The sequence below is a fragment of the Mesorhizobium sp. P3_B5 genome, assembly GCF_056402815.1.
The window spans coordinates 14,466-29,788 of the sequence record NZ_JBFUGR010000025.1 but is presented as its reverse complement, the minus strand read 5'-3'; the positions used below and the strand labels follow the sequence as shown (position 1 = coordinate 29,788).

General features: G+C 62.8%; 18 protein-coding genes and 1 pseudogene. 5 read left to right on the top strand and 14 right to left on the bottom strand.

What is annotated here, in order from left to right:
- Nucleotides 1-395: 395 nt before the first annotated feature.
- From AC1DVW_RS28885 to AC1DVW_RS28875, 3 genes are all read left to right on the top strand, one after another.
- The gene (locus tag AC1DVW_RS28885) at nucleotides 396-806 is read left to right on the top strand and encodes a DoxX family protein (RefSeq protein WP_477327708.1); all 411 of its coding nucleotides are present in this window, start codon (nucleotides 396-398) and stop codon (nucleotides 804-806) included.
- Between the two features lie 22 nt (nucleotides 807-828).
- Nucleotides 829-1,356, top strand: coding sequence for an SRPBCC family protein (locus AC1DVW_RS28880; protein ID WP_477327706.1), 528 nt, complete (start codon nucleotides 829-831; stop codon nucleotides 1,354-1,356).
- 100 nt (nucleotides 1,357-1,456) lie between these two features.
- Entirely contained in the window at nucleotides 1,457-1,720 is a 264-nt protein-coding gene (locus tag AC1DVW_RS28875; RefSeq protein ID WP_477327704.1) for a glycine zipper domain-containing protein, read from the top strand.
- 64 nt (nucleotides 1,721-1,784) lie between these two features.
- Here the strand turns inward: AC1DVW_RS28875 and rpsP are convergent, their stop codons facing one another.
- From rpsP to AC1DVW_RS28840, 7 genes are all read right to left on the bottom strand, one after another.
- Complete coding sequence (rpsP, locus tag AC1DVW_RS28870; RefSeq protein ID WP_477249566.1) at nucleotides 1,785-2,186, bottom strand: 30S ribosomal protein S16; 402 nt, start codon at nucleotides 2,184-2,186, stop codon at nucleotides 1,785-1,787.
- Between the two features lie 51 nt (nucleotides 2,187-2,237).
- Nucleotides 2,238-2,564: a chorismate mutase gene (locus AC1DVW_RS28865; RefSeq protein ID WP_095083976.1), complete on the bottom strand. Its 327-nt coding sequence runs from the start codon at nucleotides 2,562-2,564 to the stop codon at nucleotides 2,238-2,240.
- A gap of 7 nt (nucleotides 2,565-2,571) precedes the next feature.
- The gene (ffh, locus tag AC1DVW_RS28860) at nucleotides 2,572-4,167 is read right to left on the bottom strand and encodes a signal recognition particle protein (RefSeq protein ID WP_477327702.1); all 1,596 of its coding nucleotides are present in this window, start codon (nucleotides 4,165-4,167) and stop codon (nucleotides 2,572-2,574) included.
- Between the two features lie 289 nt (nucleotides 4,168-4,456).
- Nucleotides 4,457-5,398 carry a glycosyltransferase gene (locus AC1DVW_RS28855; protein WP_477327700.1) on the bottom strand — a complete coding sequence of 314 codons (942 nt, stop codon included), beginning with the start codon at nucleotides 5,396-5,398 and terminating at the stop codon, nucleotides 4,457-4,459.
- Nucleotides 5,398-6,363 (bottom strand): lysostaphin resistance A-like protein, encoded by a 966-nt coding sequence (locus tag AC1DVW_RS28850; RefSeq protein WP_477327698.1) that lies wholly within the window; start codon nucleotides 6,361-6,363, stop codon nucleotides 5,398-5,400. Before AC1DVW_RS28850 ends, AC1DVW_RS28855 begins: the two co-directional genes overlap by 1 nt.
- A 147-nt stretch (nucleotides 6,364-6,510) precedes the next feature.
- On the bottom strand, nucleotides 6,511-7,113 hold the full coding sequence (locus AC1DVW_RS28845) for a DUF1236 domain-containing protein (protein ID WP_477249558.1): 603 nt from the start codon (nucleotides 7,111-7,113) through the stop codon (nucleotides 6,511-6,513).
- A 65-nt stretch (nucleotides 7,114-7,178) separates the two neighbouring features.
- Complete coding sequence (locus tag AC1DVW_RS28840; RefSeq protein WP_477327696.1) at nucleotides 7,179-8,276, bottom strand: zinc-binding metallopeptidase family protein; 1,098 nt, start codon at nucleotides 8,274-8,276, stop codon at nucleotides 7,179-7,181.
- A 266-nt stretch (nucleotides 8,277-8,542) separates the two neighbouring features.
- Here AC1DVW_RS28840 and AC1DVW_RS28835 point away from each other — a divergent pair, with 266 nt between their 5' ends.
- Complete coding sequence (locus tag AC1DVW_RS28835) at nucleotides 8,543-9,340, top strand: lytic murein transglycosylase (protein WP_477249555.1); 798 nt, start codon at nucleotides 8,543-8,545, stop codon at nucleotides 9,338-9,340.
- Nucleotides 9,341-9,437: 97 nt separating this feature from the next.
- On the opposite strand, the pseudogene AC1DVW_RS28830 reads toward AC1DVW_RS28835, so the two are convergent.
- The 4 genes and pseudogenes from AC1DVW_RS28830 to rlmN form a co-directional block, all read right to left on the bottom strand.
- Nucleotides 9,438-9,677 (bottom strand): annotated as a pseudogene (locus AC1DVW_RS28830) (TetR family transcriptional regulator); the annotation flags it as partial.
- 120 nt (nucleotides 9,678-9,797) lie between these two features.
- On the bottom strand, nucleotides 9,798-11,021 hold the full coding sequence (locus AC1DVW_RS28825) for an argininosuccinate synthase (RefSeq protein WP_477327695.1): 1,224 nt from the start codon (nucleotides 11,019-11,021) through the stop codon (nucleotides 9,798-9,800).
- A gap of 144 nt (nucleotides 11,022-11,165) precedes the next feature.
- Nucleotides 11,166-11,615: a hypothetical protein gene (locus AC1DVW_RS28820; protein WP_477327693.1), complete on the bottom strand. Its 450-nt coding sequence runs from the start codon at nucleotides 11,613-11,615 to the stop codon at nucleotides 11,166-11,168.
- Nucleotides 11,612-12,844: a dual-specificity RNA methyltransferase RlmN gene (gene rlmN, locus AC1DVW_RS28815; protein WP_477327691.1), complete on the bottom strand. Its 1,233-nt coding sequence runs from the start codon at nucleotides 12,842-12,844 to the stop codon at nucleotides 11,612-11,614. Before rlmN ends, AC1DVW_RS28820 begins: the two co-directional genes overlap by 4 nt.
- 260 nt (nucleotides 12,845-13,104) lie before the next feature.
- On the opposite strand from rlmN, the gene AC1DVW_RS28810 reads away from it, so the two are divergent.
- Nucleotides 13,105-13,404: a hypothetical protein gene (locus AC1DVW_RS28810; RefSeq protein ID WP_477249544.1), complete on the top strand. Its 300-nt coding sequence runs from the start codon at nucleotides 13,105-13,107 to the stop codon at nucleotides 13,402-13,404.
- A 104-nt stretch (nucleotides 13,405-13,508) separates the two neighbouring features.
- On the opposite strand, the gene AC1DVW_RS28805 is transcribed toward AC1DVW_RS28810, so the two are convergent.
- From AC1DVW_RS28805 to AC1DVW_RS28795, 3 genes are all read right to left on the bottom strand, one after another.
- On the bottom strand, nucleotides 13,509-14,012 hold the full coding sequence (locus AC1DVW_RS28805; RefSeq protein WP_477249542.1) for an invasion associated locus B family protein: 504 nt from the start codon (nucleotides 14,010-14,012) through the stop codon (nucleotides 13,509-13,511).
- Between the two features lie 240 nt (nucleotides 14,013-14,252).
- Nucleotides 14,253-14,609: a YkvA family protein gene (locus AC1DVW_RS28800; RefSeq protein WP_477327689.1), complete on the bottom strand. Its 357-nt coding sequence runs from the start codon at nucleotides 14,607-14,609 to the stop codon at nucleotides 14,253-14,255.
- Nucleotides 14,610-15,006: 397 nt separating this feature from the next.
- The gene (locus tag AC1DVW_RS28795) at nucleotides 15,007-15,300 is read right to left on the bottom strand and encodes a 4a-hydroxytetrahydrobiopterin dehydratase (protein ID WP_477327687.1); all 294 of its coding nucleotides are present in this window, start codon (nucleotides 15,298-15,300) and stop codon (nucleotides 15,007-15,009) included.
- Nucleotides 15,301-15,323: the final 23 nt, after the last annotated feature.

Genomic DNA, 15,323 nt, shown 5'->3' with positions numbered 1-15,323 from the left:
GCTTGGAGATGTCGCAGCCGACATAGTTCTGCACTATCATGTCCAGGCCTCTTCCTGTGGTGCGGGGTCTGCTGCTAACAGCCCCGTGCAACTGTTCAGGTTGATGGTTCAGTGGTGGGAAGGGACCGAGCCATGCCGCGGACTATCCCGAAAGGGATGACCAGGATCCTCTCGGCCTCCTTCCCACTTCAACCATACACCCGAACCAACACACAGGATCCTAGGGTCAAGCCCGAGGATGACGAAGGCGCGGTGGCTGGCTGCCCACTTTCGCCCTGCTGTGGAGGGACCACCGCCAAAAAGAATCCCGACCCTGTCGGATCATCGGCCTGTGCCCCGTCCTTGGTTCAACCCTGGCAAAACCGCCAGTGCCCGAACCAAACGGAGGAACACCAATGAGCATTTCCCAAACCGCGCCCATCTCATCAGGCGCCCTGTGGACCGGCCGCGGGCTCAGCGCCATCATCGTGCTGTTCATGATCTTCGACGGCGTCATCAAATTGCCGCCGCTCGACATCGTCACCCAGTCCATGGTGCCGCTCGGCTGGCCGGCCGATCCCAATGTTGCGCGCCTGCTCGGCATCATCGGCCTGGTCTCGACGGCGCTCTATGCGCTGCCACGCACCGCGGTGCTCGGCGCCATCCTGCTCACCGCCTATATGGGCGGCGCCATCGCCACCAATGTGCGCGTCGACAACCTGCTGTTTTCGCACACGCTGTTCGGCGTCTATCTTGGCATCATCCTGTGGGGCGGCCTGTATCTCAGGGACCCCCGGCTGCGTGCCCTCGTTCCGTTCACCCGATAAGCGCACACAAGGAGAAAAAGGAATGCTCACCACCATCATCGTCATCTTGGTTGTGCTGATCGCCGCCGTGCTCATCTATGCGGCGACCCGGCCGGATGATTTCATCGTCAGCCGCTCGGCCAGCATCAATGCGTTGCCCGAGGCGATCTTTCCTGAGATCAACGATTTCAGGCGCTGGAGCGTTTGGTCGCCTTACGAGAAACTCGACCCGGAGATGAAGCGCACTCTGTCCGGCGCCGACAGCGGCAAGGGCGCCGCCTATGCCTGGCACAGCGGCGGCAAGGCCGGCATCGGCCGCATGGAAATCACCGGTTCGGTGCCGCCTTCGCTGATTGCGCTGAAGCTCGACTTCGAGAAGCCGTTCAAGGCCAACAACACCGTCGAGTTCACCTTGAAGCCGGCCGGCAACGCAACCACCGTCACCTGGGCCATGCGCGGCCGCTATCCGTTCATGGCCAAGCTGATCGGCGTGTTCATGAACTTCGACAGGCTGGTCGGCAAGGATTTCGAGACCGGTCTCGCCAATTTGAAGCGGGCCACCGAAAAGTAGGGCGATCCATTTCGTCGTTGCCCAAGCGGATCAAATTGTGCATTCGCGCGTTGTCGATCCAATGTGGGTGAAAAGTTTGCCCCTTGGGAGAGGAACGACGATGAAAAAGATCATGCTTTTGATGGCGTTGCTGGTGCCGCTCGGCGCTTGCTCGCAAACGGAAAAGGGTGCGGCGGTCGGCGGCCTGGGTGGCGCGGCCATAGGCGCCGCGGTGGCCAATGATCCGGTGGAGGGTGCAGTCGTCGGTGGTGCTGTCGGCGCCGTTGCTGGCGCGCTGATCGGCCGGGCGAACGAACCGGATCGCTGCCGCTACCGCGACCGCTACGGGCGTACCTATATCGCCCGCTGCCCCGAGGGCTATTGACCGGACGATACAACAAAAAACGGCGGGCACAGGCCCGCCGTTTTCATGAAAGATGGAAGTCGAATTACTCGGCTGTGGCGGCTTCCGCCTCGGCCGGTGCGGCTGCCGCGGCAGCAACAGCGGCGGCGGCATCTTCCTGCGCCTTCTTCAGCAGGGCAGAGCGCTCCTGCGCCTTCTTGCCCGGCTCGGCCTTCTTCGGGTTGGAGCGGGCGTCGCGCTTGGCAATGCCGGCTTCGTCGAGGAAGCGCAGCACGCGGTCGGTCGGCTGGGCGCCGTGCGACAGCCAATGCTTGACGCGGTCGGCGTCAACCTTGACGCGCTCGCCGTCCTTGGGCAGCAGCGGGTTCCACGAGCCGAGCGACTCGATGAACCGGCCGTCGCGCGGCGAACGGGCGTCGGCGACGACGACGTGGTAGTAAGGACGCTTCTTCGAGCCCGCACGGGCCAGTCTGATTTTCAACGGCATTTCTGTTTCTCCTAACAATTCTGATTTCGTTGGTTGGTTGTGGCTGTTTTATTAGCCGGCTTTCGTCACGCCGTTGGAGGCGGCGATCTGTTCGTGATGTCGGATCACTTCGCGGACGACGAAGTTGAGGAATTTTTCCGCGAAATCCGGGTCGAGATGGGCATCCTTCGCCAGCTGGCGAAGGCGGGCTATCTGCTGCTGCTCGCGCGCAGGGTCGGCCGGCGGCAGACCATGCGTCGCCTTCAGCACGCCGACCGCCTTGGTGCAGCGGAAGCGCTCGGCCAGCATATGGATGAGGGCCGCGTCGATGTTGTCGATCGAGGCGCGGTAGTCGGCCAGGATGGTGCGTGCGTCGGCCATGTCTTTTTCTTCGTTCATGACGCCCTCACTTCTTCTTGCCGAGACCGGGCAGACCGCCGCCGCCGAGGCCGGGAAGACCCGGAAGCTTCATGCCACCCGGCAGACCGGGCAAGCCACCGCCGGGAAGGCCGCCAGGCAAGCCCTTCATGCCACCGAGGCCGGGCACCTGCTTCTGCAAGGCTTCGAGCTGCTGGGGGTCCATCTTCGACAAATCGGGCATGCCGCCGCCCATACCACCCATGCCGCCGGGCATCATGCCGCCAAGACCCATCTTGGAGGCGAGGCCGCCCATCATGCCGCGCATGAGGCCGCCGCCTTTGCCCTTGCCGCCCATCGCCTTCATCATGTCGGCCATGCCGCGATGCATTTTCAGAAGCTTGTTGATTTCGGCCGCATCGGTGCCGGAGCCGGCGGCGATGCGCTTCTTGCGCGAATGTTTCAGCAGGTCCGGGTTGGCGCGCTCGGCCTTGGTCATCGACGAGATGATGGCGAGCTGGCGGCCGAACATCTTGTCGTCGAGGCCGGCGGCGGCCATCTGGTCCTTCATCTTGCCCATGCCGGGCATCATGCCCATGATGCCGCCCATGCCGCCCATTTTCGACATCTGCTGAAGCTGGCCGGCGAGGTCGTTCAAATCGAACTTGCCCGACTGCATTTTCTTGGCCATCGCCGCCGCTTGTTCGGCGTCGATGTTTTCGGCGGCCTTTTCGACCAGCGAGACGATGTCGCCCATGCCGAGAATGCGGTCGGCGATGCGCTTGGGGTGGAATTCCTCCAGCCCGTCCATCTTTTCGCCGGTACCGATGAGCTTGATCGGCTTGCCGGTGACGGCGCGCATCGAAAGGGCTGCACCGCCGCGGCCGTCGCCGTCCATGCGGGTCAGCACCAGGCCGGTGATGCCGACGCGCTCGTCAAAGCTTTTCGCCAGGTTGACGGCGTCCTGGCCGGTCAGCGAATCGGCGACCAGCAGGATTTCGTGCGGGCTCGACACCTTCTTGATGTCGGCCATCTCGACCATCAGCGGCTCGTCGATATGGGTGCGGCCGGCGGTGTCGAGGATGACGACGTCATGGCCGCCGAGCTTGGCTGCCTGCACGGCGCGCTTGGCGATGTCGACCGGGTTCTGACCGGCAATGATCGGCAGCGTCGCGACCTTGATCTGTTCGCCGAGCTGGCGAAGCTGCTCTTGCGCGGCCGGACGCCGGGTGTCGAGCGAGGCCATCAGAACCTTCTTGTTCTGACGCTCGGAAAGCCGCTTGGCGATCTTGGCCGAGGTTGTCGTCTTGCCCGAGCCCTGCAGGCCGACCATCATGATGACGACCGGGGCCGGCGCGTTGAGGTCGATGGCGACGCCTTCGGAGCCGAGCATGTCGACCAGCTCGTCATGGACGATCTTGACGACCATCTGTCCCGGCTTGATCGATTTGACCACGGCGGCGCCGACAGCCTTCTCGCGCACCTTGTCGGTGAAGGAACGCACCACTTCCAGCGCCACGTCGGCTTCCAGCAGCGCGCGGCGCACCTCGCGCAGCGCCGCCGAGACATCGGCCTCCGACAGCGCACCGCGGCCGGTCAGGCCGTTCAGGATGGAGCCAAGGCGCTCCTGAAGGGATTCAAACATTCTTTTTCCTTTTCTCGGGCACCCGGATGGTGCCCGAGAGGTAATGCGTTCGCGCCAAGTGTCCAAACAAAAGAGCTTGTCCAAACAAAGCCCGGGCAAACACAAAGCCAAAAAGCACCCGGGGGCGCTCAGCGCTGCCGGGTGTTGGCCTCCAGGATCGATTTACAGCACTTCACCTCAAAGAGGTTTCGGCGTCCCGGTCGGCTTGCTCGGAGGAATACTCGTCGCGGATTTCGCGGGCTGTAGACAGGAAATCGGCCGCGGAGTCAAGGTCTGGGCGGGATGCGGCTCACGGCAGCACTTCCCCATCCAGGATCCGCGCGTAGAGATCGAGATAGCCCTTTGCGGTTTTGGCGATTGGAAACCGGTCGGCGGCCGAGTCGCGGCAGCGTTGCGGGGAAAGCCCGGCAACCGCATCGAGAGCGGCGGCGAAGTCCGCGTCGGTGTCGAACAGCAGCCCGGTGTCGCCATCGACGATCTCGGGCAAGGCGCCGCGCGGCGTGCTCAGCACCGGCGTTCCGCACAGCATGGCCTCGACCGGCGCCATGCCGAACGGCTCTTCCCAGGCGATCGGATTGAGAAAGGCTTTTGCCTCGCCCAGCAGACGCAGCTTTTCGTCACCATCGACGGTGCCGTGGAAACGGTAGCGTGACCCCAGGCTCTTGAAGAACACACCGTCGCGCCGGACCTGGCTGCGCGTCAGCAGTGTCCAGCGCGCCCCGCCAGCGATGTCGAGGCGGAAATTGTATCTCCTGGCAAGGTCGACGGCACGATTGAGGTTCTTGCCGGCGCGCGCGATGCCGGCCAGAAACAGCAGGCGGTCATTCTTCGAGCTGGCCAGCCGATAGGAATCAGCGGGAAAGCCGTTGTAGACGAAGGTCTTCCGGCCATGATTGCGCGCATGGCTGGCGCTGACGAAATTCCAGTTTTTCTGCCGCCTGGGTTCGCCCGGCAAATAGCCGTGCTCGGTGTTGAGGGTCGGAAACGGAACCTCGACGTACCAGCCGTTGAAATGGACGATGTCGGTATCCACCGGAATGGCCGCCCGGCATTGCGCTTCCGACGATACGCCGCGCACCTCGCAAAGCGGATGGCTTGAGCCGGAGCCTGCAATCAACACGACATGGTGGCCGGCGCGCACCAGCTCGGTCGTCAGCCAATCGACCTGGCGCTCAGTGCCGCCATAGCCCCTCGCAGGGAGCACACCCGAAGCGACCAGGGTGATGCGCATCAGCCTGGTCCGCCGGTGCGCGAAAAGCCGGGTTCGACCTTCAGCGGCGAGCGCGGGTGCAGCAGCAGCAGGATCGTCAACAGGCTGCTGACGATGCCGATCGTCGCGATGAGAACTGCATTCGTCGTCGTCCAGTCGGCGCCTTCGAGCGGCTTGGCGTTGAACAAAGCGAAGGAATTGTAGCTTTCCTGATGCGAAATCAGCAGGAACCCGGTCAGGTTGTTGCCAAGATGGGCGCCGAAGCCGGCGCCGAGGTTGCCGGTGATATAGACCAGAAGCGTCAAGAGCAACGCGAAGGCGGCGATCGAGGCCAGCACGCTGCCGTTGATGGCGGCGGTCGAACTCGTGCTCCAGTGCAATGCGGTGAACAGCAGCGCCGGCAGCAGCGCCCAGATGAACGGGTTCTCGAAACGGCTGGCCAGGCCTCTGAGCAGATAGCCGCGGAAAAGCGCCTCCTCGGACGATGTCTGCAGCAAGGTGAGCGCAACGATCGGGATCAGGTACAGCAGCCAGGACGACAGGCTGATTGCGCCGCGTGCGATCCCGGGCTGCAACCAATAGAGCAGGATTTCGGAAAACAGCGAGGTGATCAGCACCGCGGCCAGGCCTTTCAGGAAGCCGTTGCGCGAAACTCGGCGGCTGGCACCGATCAGCGCCGCCAGTGGCTCGCCATGGACCCAGCGCATGGCCACCCACAGGCCGAGCCAGATGCCGGCGAACGAGCTCAGCGCAACGAGAATGCCGGGGGGCGATGCCAGAAAATTCTGCACCGGCTGGATGCCGACCGAGCCGCCGGTCGAGGCCATCCAGACAACAAAGGCATAGGTGCCGCCAAACACCACGACCACGGTGACTGCCAACCAGAAGACGACGACGATCACCGTTCCGAGCAGCAGGCGCGGCAAGGTCGTCTTGTCGTTCGGCGAACGCCGGTAGCGCTCGAAGGCGGCATTGTCGATGATCACGCGGGTCCCCTTGCCGAACGCTTTCGGGTCGCATGATCTATGGGATCGGGGCCTCGCGCGCAATCATCCTCGTAGGTCTCATGCGCGCGGGCCAAAATGGGGCGGGGGCCGCCTTCGCCGGCAGCCGCCCGTTTGAGCGGTTCCGCGTCAGCGCACGACGTACATGATGCGGCGTGTCTGCGGGTCGACCAGGGCCGGCTGGCCGTTCACGTAGACATAGCGGTAGTTGTAGTCGGGGATTTCGCGCAGTTCGACGGTGTCAGGCAAGGTCGCGCCCGTCACCACCTCGCCATCGAGATAGACGGGGTCGAGCCGGTGGGTGCTGATATATGTGCCCACTTCAGCCGGCGGCCTGGCGATCGGATCGACCGGTTCGGCCGAGATGATGGCACCGGTATAGCTGTCGGGATAGTCGCTGTCGTCGGCCGGCGCCTCGACGACCGCTATGCCGGCGTCGGCCGGACGCCGTGTCAGCACGACTGCGTTGCCGCCGAAATCGGCCGTCACATAGTCGGAATAGACCCAGCCTTGGCCATTGGCCTCGGCGATGGTGCACCATTTGCTGTTTTCGATGCAGCCATTGAGCGTTGCCGACTGGCCGGCGGCCAGCACGCCGATGACCGGATATTGCGGGCCAGGGCCGGCGCGCACGTTGAGATCGGTGACAGCAGATACCGCGGTATCGGCCAAAGCCGCGCCGGACATGGCGACGAGCGCCCCGGCGACGGCAGGAAACAGTATCCGTTTCATGGCATTCTCTCCGTTTTCGTAGTCCCTCGCGAAACGGAAACGAAACACAGCCTTATGCGTTCCGGCTAAAATGCCTGGGCCGGCTCACGAATTATTCCCCTTTCTTTCGGCAAACCGGTCAGCAGTTCATGAACGAAAGCCAGTTTTTGCGCGGTCACGTCCGAGATGACGAACGGGTAGAGGTCGGGCAAGCCCATGCAGCGGTTGATCGAGTTGGAGGCCTCCGACAGCACCAGCCAGCGGGCGAGAACATCTTCAAAGCGTTCTGGCGTGGCGGCAGGTTCGGCGGGTGCGGCCTGCGGCCTGCCGCCAGTGTCGCCCTGCGGCAAAGTGTTGGCTTCCACGGTTTCCAGCCGGCCAAGCGGGAAGTTCAGCGCATGCACCATCTCCAGCGTATCGGTGATGTGCAGATGGTGCGCCCAGGTCTCGGCCCAGTCCTCCCATGGGTGGGACGTCGCATAGGCCGAGATGTGGCCCTGCTGCCAGTCGGGCGCAGCGCCATTGGCATAATAGGTCTTCAGCGCCTGCTCGTAGTCGGCGCGGTCATCGCCGAACAGGGCGCGGAAGGCGGCAAGCCGCTGCGGATCGTCGCGGATCAGGCGGTCCCAGTAATAGTGGCCGAGCTCGTGGCGGAAATGACCGAGCAGCGTGCGGTAGTTCTCGCCCATCTCGACGCGCCGCTTTTCGCGCTCGGCTGAATCAGCCTCGGCGACGTTGAGCGTGATCAGGCCGTTGTCGTGGCCGGTCAGGATGCGCTCGCCGCCGGGACCGCCGCCGATCGGATCGGCAAGCAAGTCGAAGGCAAGGCCAATTTCGTCGGCAGCGACCTGCTTGGGCGCCACCGGCAGTCCAAAGGCGAGCAGCGAATAGATGGCGCGCTTCTTGGCGGCTTCGACGCGGATCCAGCGGCTGCGGTTGCCGTCGACGGAAAGATTGGGGATCAGCTGGTTCAGCACACAGGCGCGGCAAAAGGCGTGGCCCGGCTCTGCCATCCAGTTGCAGGCGCATTCGTCGGCATTGGTGCATTGGAAGACGCCGTCGACACCCGACAGCGCAAAGCGCGCATGCTCGGGATCATAGAGCACCGGGCTGGCGCAGTTCAGGCACTGGGCGTTCTCGAAATAGAGGCGGTGGCCGCAATGCGGGCAGTCGAAGAGTTTCATCTCGATCTCAAATGGTCAGGGCAGGGATATAGTGCGCAGCCGCCCCAAAAGCCTGCCATCGGCCGGCATTCCCTGCCGAAAAGCCCGATCAGCGATGCGGCAGATGGAACAATCGGGCTTCAGCTTGCATTCTCGCCACAGTAATCCCTTGATCGTAGGCAAATTCCCCTGCATTGGCCAGCGCAGCGCCGGCAGACAGTGACAAGTGCACGTTTCGCTGGCAAATTCGCAACCGGGACGTGATTCAGGCAAATCAGGAGAACAGCATGGCATTTTTTGCCAAGGGTAGGATTTTTGTGGCCGCGGCGGTGGCGGTGCTTGCGCTGGCGACGGGCGCGCAAGCGGCGGCCAGCTGTGGCAAAACCGGCGCCGGCTTCGACGCCTGGAAGCCGGAGTTCGCCGCGGAGGCCAAGTCCGAAGGTGTCGGCGCCAAGGGTCTGGCCGCTCTGGCTGGCGCCAGCTACGCAACAAAGACGATCTCCGTCGACCGCGCCATCCACAAGGCGTTCAGCGGTTCGGTGGACGCTTTCATGAAGCGCCGTGGCGGGGCTTCGATCATTTCCAGGGGCCGTTCGCTGAAGAAGCAGAACGCAGCACTTTTCGAAAGGATCGAGAGCAATTACGGCGTCTCGCCGGGTGTGTTGCTGGCCATCTGGGGCATGGAGACCGGCTTCGGTTCCGCCATGGGCAACCAGAATACGGTCTCTGCCATTCTGACGCTTGCCTATGACTGCCGCCGCCCAGGGTTCTTCTACCCGCATGCCATTGCGGCGCTGAAGCTGGTCGATCGCGGCGCGCTGAGCGCCTCGTCGACCGGCGCCGCGCATGGCGAGATCGGCCATACGCAATTCCTGCCCGGAAATGTCTTGAAGTATGGCGTCGGCAACGGAAATCTGCGCGACAAGGCGACGGCGCTGGCGTCCACCGCCAACTTCCTCAAGGCGCACGGCTGGCGGGCAGGTGCGAGCGCGAGCGCGAATATGGGTGCCATTGCCGGCTGGAATTCCGCGAGTGTCTACCAGCAGGCCATTGCCCAGATCGCTACCGCGATCGACGGCGACTGACGGATAGAAGTCTCCATTCGACAAACGAAAGCCCGGCCATGTGCCGGGCTTTTTGTTGACGGTGCGGGGGCAGAGACCAGTCACTCCGGCCGATTCATTATCCTGGAGTGAGGCCGTCGAGCAGGAAGCCGAGGCCTTTGCGGAAAGCACCGTCCCAATCGTCATCCAACAGCAGGTGGGAGCGTTCGATCGTCGGGTAGCGCTCAGTGAGAGCTTTAAGGCGCTGCCGCGCGGCGGCCCTGTCGTCGTCCGAGAGGTCGAAGCTCGCCCGGGTGACGGTGGCGCCCATGACATAGTTCCAGAGCGACCATATCGCGACATTCAGATCTGCGTCGGCGAAGTGATCCTGGCGGGTTTTGACTTCCATTATATTAGCAAACAAAAACCCGGCGTCTCCGCCGGGTTTCCTGAGCCGTTTCAGCGTTGATGAGGTCGGCCCCGCGCTGCTGTTCGGATATCAAGCCTTGCGGTTGCGCGCGGCAAGCGTCCTCAGCCTAAGCGCATTGAGGCGGATGAAGCCGGCGGCGTCCTTCTGGTCGTAGGCGCCGCGATCGTCCTCGAAGGTGACCAGCGCGTCGGAATAGAGCGTCTTTTTCGACTTGCGGCCGTTGACCATGACGTTGCCCTTGTAGAGCTTCAGCCGCACCGTGCCTTCGACGTCTTCCTGGCTCTTGTCGATCATCGCCTGCAGCATCAGCCGCTCGGGCGCGAACCAGAAGCCGTTGTAGATCAACTCGGCATAGCGCGGCATCAACTCGTCCTTGAGGTGGGCGGCGCCGCGGTCAAGCGTGATCGATTCGATGGCCCGGTGGGCTGATATCAGGATGGTGCCGCCGGGCGTCTCGTAGACGCCGCGTGATTTCATGCCGACGAAGCGGTTCTCGACCAGGTCGAGCCGGCCGATGCCGTTGTCGCGGCCGAGGTCGTTGAGCGCGGCCAGCATGGTTGCCGGCGACAGTTTCTTGCCGTTGAGCGCAATCGGATCGCCCTTGAGGAATTCGATCTCGATTTCGGTGACCTTGTCCGGCGCGTCCATCGGCGAGACGGTGCGCTGGTGGACAAACTCTGGCGGCTCCACCCATGGATCCTCCAGCACCTTGCCCTCGGAGGAGGAATGCAGAAGGTTGGCGTCAACCGAGAACGGCGCGTCGCCCTTCTTGTCCTTCGGCACCGGAATCTGGTGCTGCTCGGCGAAGTTGATCAGGTCGGTGCGCGACTTGAACGACCAGTCGCGCCAGGGCGCGATGACCTTGATGTCGGGGTTCAGCGCATAGGCGGAAAGCTCGAAACGGACCTGGTCGTTGCCTTTGCCGGTCGCGCCGTGCGCAATCGCATCGGCGCCGGTCTCCCTGGCGATCTCGACCAGATGCTTGGAGATCAGCGGCCGCGCGATCGAGGTGCCGAGCAGATAGGTGCCTTCATAGACGGCATTGGCGCGAAACATCGGAAAGACGAAGTCGGAGACGAACTCCTCGCGCACATCGACGACGCGGATGTCCTTGATGCCCATCATCTCGGCCTTGCGGCGTGCCGGCTCGAGCTCGCCGCCCTGGCCGAGATCGGCGGTGAAGGTGACAACTTCGGCGCCGAGCTCGGTCTGCAGCCATTTCAGGATGATGGAGGTGTCGAGGCCGCCGGAATAGGCGAGCACGACCTTCTTGACGTCTTTTGCTTTTGACATTTGGCGGTTCCGCGATCACGAGTTCTCGGCGGGCGAGGTATCACGGCGTTTCCGGCTAACGCAAGGGACGAACGGGGCTTCGGTCGTTGTGGCCACTGGACCAGACGCCGACGGCGTAGACGAAACAGGCGCTACAGCGAACCTTCAGGCGGCTTGCCGCCAGCTGCCGGCCCAGCGCCCCGCGCTCAGCCAGTAGAAAATGCCCCCGACCATGCCGCAGCCGACCACCGCCAACACGGCGCTGGTGTCGGTGACGTCGAAATTGGCATCGGCGGTCCGGTGGACGAAGCCGAGGAAGACCGCCGCCACCACCGCGCCAGCGAGCGCATAGAACAGCCAATCGCGACGGCTGAGGATTTCCGAGACAATGATGACGATCGCCGCCGGCATGAAAGCGAAATAGGCGACGAACAACGCCACGAAGGGAATTGAAAAATACAGCGATGCGGTCGCCGTCGGGTGGGCATGCTCCGGCGCGTAGCCAAGCGACGCCAGCACCATGATGTTGAGAAAGGCGCTGGCCGCCAGCGAGGCGACGACATAGCCGATCAGGATGACGGCAAAGCGGATGAGATAGGCGACGAGACGGGTCACGCCTCGCCGTGCCCCGCGATCATCATGGCTTCCAGCGCCAGCCGGTCCACTTTCCGCATGCGCTCGGAGTCCGACTTGAGCTGGCCGCAGGCGGCCAAAATATCGCGGCCGCGCGGGGTGCGGATCGGCGAGGCGTAGCCGGCATTGTTGATGTAGTCGGCAAACTTCTCGATCGTCTCCCAGTCCGAGCACTGGTAGTTGGTGCCTGGCCACGGGTTGAACGGGATCAAATTGATCTTGGCCGGAATGCCCTTGAGCAGTTTGATCAGCCCCTTGGCGTCCTCGATGGAATCGTTGACGTCCTTCAGCATCACATATTCGAAGGTGATGCGCTTGGCGTTCGACAGGCCGGGATAGGCGCGGCAGGCCTCGATCAGCTCCTTCAGCGGATATTTCTTGTTAATCGGCACCAAGAGGTCGCGCAGATCGTCATTGGTCGCATGCAGCGAGATAGCAAGCATGACACCGATCTCTTCGCCGGTGCGGAAGATTTCCGGCACCACGCCGGAGGTCGACAGCGTGATGCGGCGCTTGGACAGCGACAGGCCGTCGCCGTCGGAGGCGATCAGCAGCGCCTTCTTGACGGCTTCGAAATTGTAGAGCGGCTCGCCCATGCCCATCATGACGATGTTGGACACCTTGCGGCCCTCGGCCGGCACGATGGCGCCGTCGGGCGTGTCGCGGTCGGGGAAATCGCCGAGCCGGTCGCGGGCGGTCAGAAGCTGGGCGAGGATTTCCTCCGCCGTCAGATTGCGCACCAGCTTCTGCGTGCCTGTGTGGCAGAACGAGCAGGTCAGCGTGCAGCCGACCTGCGATGAGATGCAGAGCGTGCCGCGGCCTTCCTCGGGAATATAGACGGTCTCGATCTCGACCGGACGGCCGGCGCCGCGTGGCGGAAAGCGGAACAGCCATTTGCGGGTGCCGTCGGCGGAAATCTGCTCCTCGACGATTTCCGGCCTGGCGACGGTAAAATGCTTGTCCAGCTCGGCGCGAAGATCCTTGGAGATGTTGAACATGCCGGCAAAGTCGGAAACGCCGCGCACATACATCCAGTGCCACAGCTGCTGGGCGCGCATCTTGGCCTGGCGCTCCGGCACGATGCCTGATGCAACCAGGGCCTCGCCAAGTTCGGTCCGGGTCAGGCCGATCAGCGACGGCTTCTCGGGCGCGGCGCGGGCGCGCAACGCGTCACGAGCGCCCTCAATGGTGAGATCGAATGAAAGGGTCATGGTAGCACTTGATATAAGCGGTTTGCGGCCGATTTCAGCATCGTGCCGGAAATGAAGCGCGGCGCATAGCACAGGTTGCGGGCAGAGTCATGCGCGGGGAATGCAGCGGCTGATAGCTCGCTACGGCCATCTGGCACCCTGCCCAGTCCTCGCGCTGCAAATGGACCGATCACATAGTCGTGTGTTTGCGTAACGATTCCCATCGCGCCTTCGAAGTCCGAAGGGGGCAACTATGCCCCTACAAAATGGGAGTATGCAGAATGAACTCTATCAAGCTCGCCGTCATTGCCGGCCTCGTCGGCCTTTCCGCCTCGCCGGCATTTGCCGAAGACGCGATGGGCACGATGACCATGATGAAGGGTGGAGAAGTGATGGCGATCATGCCGGACGGGCATATGGGCACCATGATGCCGGATGCAAAGATGGGCGCCGAGATGATGAAGATGGCAAAGCCGATCAAGCACTGCATGATGATGATGACCGACGCCAAAGGCAAAGCCTTCATGATCGATACGTCGACCAAGAAAGCCCAGGCCGAATGTGAAAAAATGGCCATGTAAGACTGAACCGCCGGCACGCACGCCGGCCAAAAAAAGGCAAAAAGGCCGGGCTTTGCGGCCCGGCCTGTCATTGCAAAACGAAGTTGCCTAGTTACAAGCCTTGCCTACTTGCACTTGGCGATCGACGTCAGCGCCGCTGAAATGCCTTTCAACGAGAAGACGTAGGAGGTGGGGTTGCCGCGACCGGACTTGGCCGACACCTTCATGTCGGTGCCGGTCTTCATCGCGGCGATCAGCACCGGCTCCTCGGCGGCATTCTCCACCCAGGCCGACTTGCCGCGCGTGAACATCGAGAAGGACTTCTTGTCGATGGTGACGGTGGCCTTGGAGCCCTCCTGGAATTTGTAGCCGGCAATGAATTGCGGCTCGTAGGACACTTGCTGTCCCGGTCGCTGGCTGACGAAGAAGAACATGTCGCCATGGTCGAGCGTCGGCGGCTGCTTGTCGGTCGGCACGGTCAGCACGTAGCAGACCTTGCCGCCGGAAGCCTGGTAGCTGTAGGTGCCCCAGGCATTGTGCTGGCCGGTCTTGGTCGCGGTCTGCGCCAGCGCCGGCGCTGTCAAGGCCACCAGGACCAGGCTCGAAACTGTAGCAATCAATCCGCGCATCGTTTTTCCCGTATTCCAACTGGTGCGGCGGCAGGCCGGTTTGGCGTCCTGCCCGTCGCTTCATTTTGATTTAATCTGGGTTACCAAACGGTGAATTTCCCTCGCGAAAAGGACATTCACCCCGGGAAACCACCGCCATTTCCCCGCCGCCTGCCGAAAAGCGGCCGTCAGAATGTCCCTGGCGCGACTTGGAGGCCACGAAAGCGGCAAGAGTTTGACTTTTCCAGCCAGGTTGCCGGCTCAGCTCTTGTCGGCAATCGCCTGCTTGGCGGCGAGCCGGTGCGCCGGTGTGATGTGGGCGCTGACGGCGGTGATCGCGGCGGTCAGCACGGCGATATCGTCGGTGAAGCCAAGCCCGAAGACGAAGTCGGGGATGACATCGATCGGCAGCACGAAATAGCCAAGCGCCGCCAGCAATATGCCCTTGGCGCGCACCGGCGTCTTCTTGTCCATGGCGCAGTAATAGGCGGCGACCACCTCTTCCATGAACGGGATCTGGCGGGCCGCCTTCTTGGCCGTGCGCCAGAATTTCTCGCGCACTTCGCCCTCATCGCTGCCGCCAAAGCCGAAGAAATCAAAACCTGGTTGTTGCGCCATCAATCTCTCCTTGCGGGCTCAAACGCATCGTTGCGTTGGCGCCTGCGAGGGAAAATGTGGTGAAAGCCTAGGTCCGCTACAAGAGTCTAGTCGTTCCCATGCCCCAAAATCGAACGGATCGTGCCTGAACCGGACGGTGCAGATGATGCCGGGGGTAACTCCTTGGCGGCTCTCTTTGGAGATTGGCCGAAACGCCCCTCCCTTCGTCATCCACGGGCGAAGCAAGGAGCGAAGCGACGCGGCGCAGACCCGAGGATACATGCCGTTGCTTTCGAGCTCTGCGACGGTGCAGAATTCTGCACCGTTGCACCCTTTGCCCAAGGTCGCGGCATGGATCCTAGGGTCTTCGCGACGGAGCTTCGCTCCTGCTTCGCCCTAGGATGACGAAGTCCCGTCGCTAACCGGCATATCTGTTCATCTTCTTCGCCAGTTCGATATCGAGCGCAGTGATGCCGCCGGCATCGTGGGTGTTCAGCGTTACGTCCACGGTCTTGTAGACGTTCGACCAGTCGGGGTGATGATCCATCTTCTCCGCCGCCAAAGCAACGCGGGTCATGAAGGCGAAGGCCTCGGAAAAATTCTTGAAGACAAAGGTGCGCTTGATCGAGGCGCCATCCGCGGCCAACGTCCAGCCACCGAGTTCGGCCAGCGCCGCAGTGATGGCTTCCTTGCCCAGTTTCTCTCTCGTCATATCAGCTTCCTGTGCTATCTCGA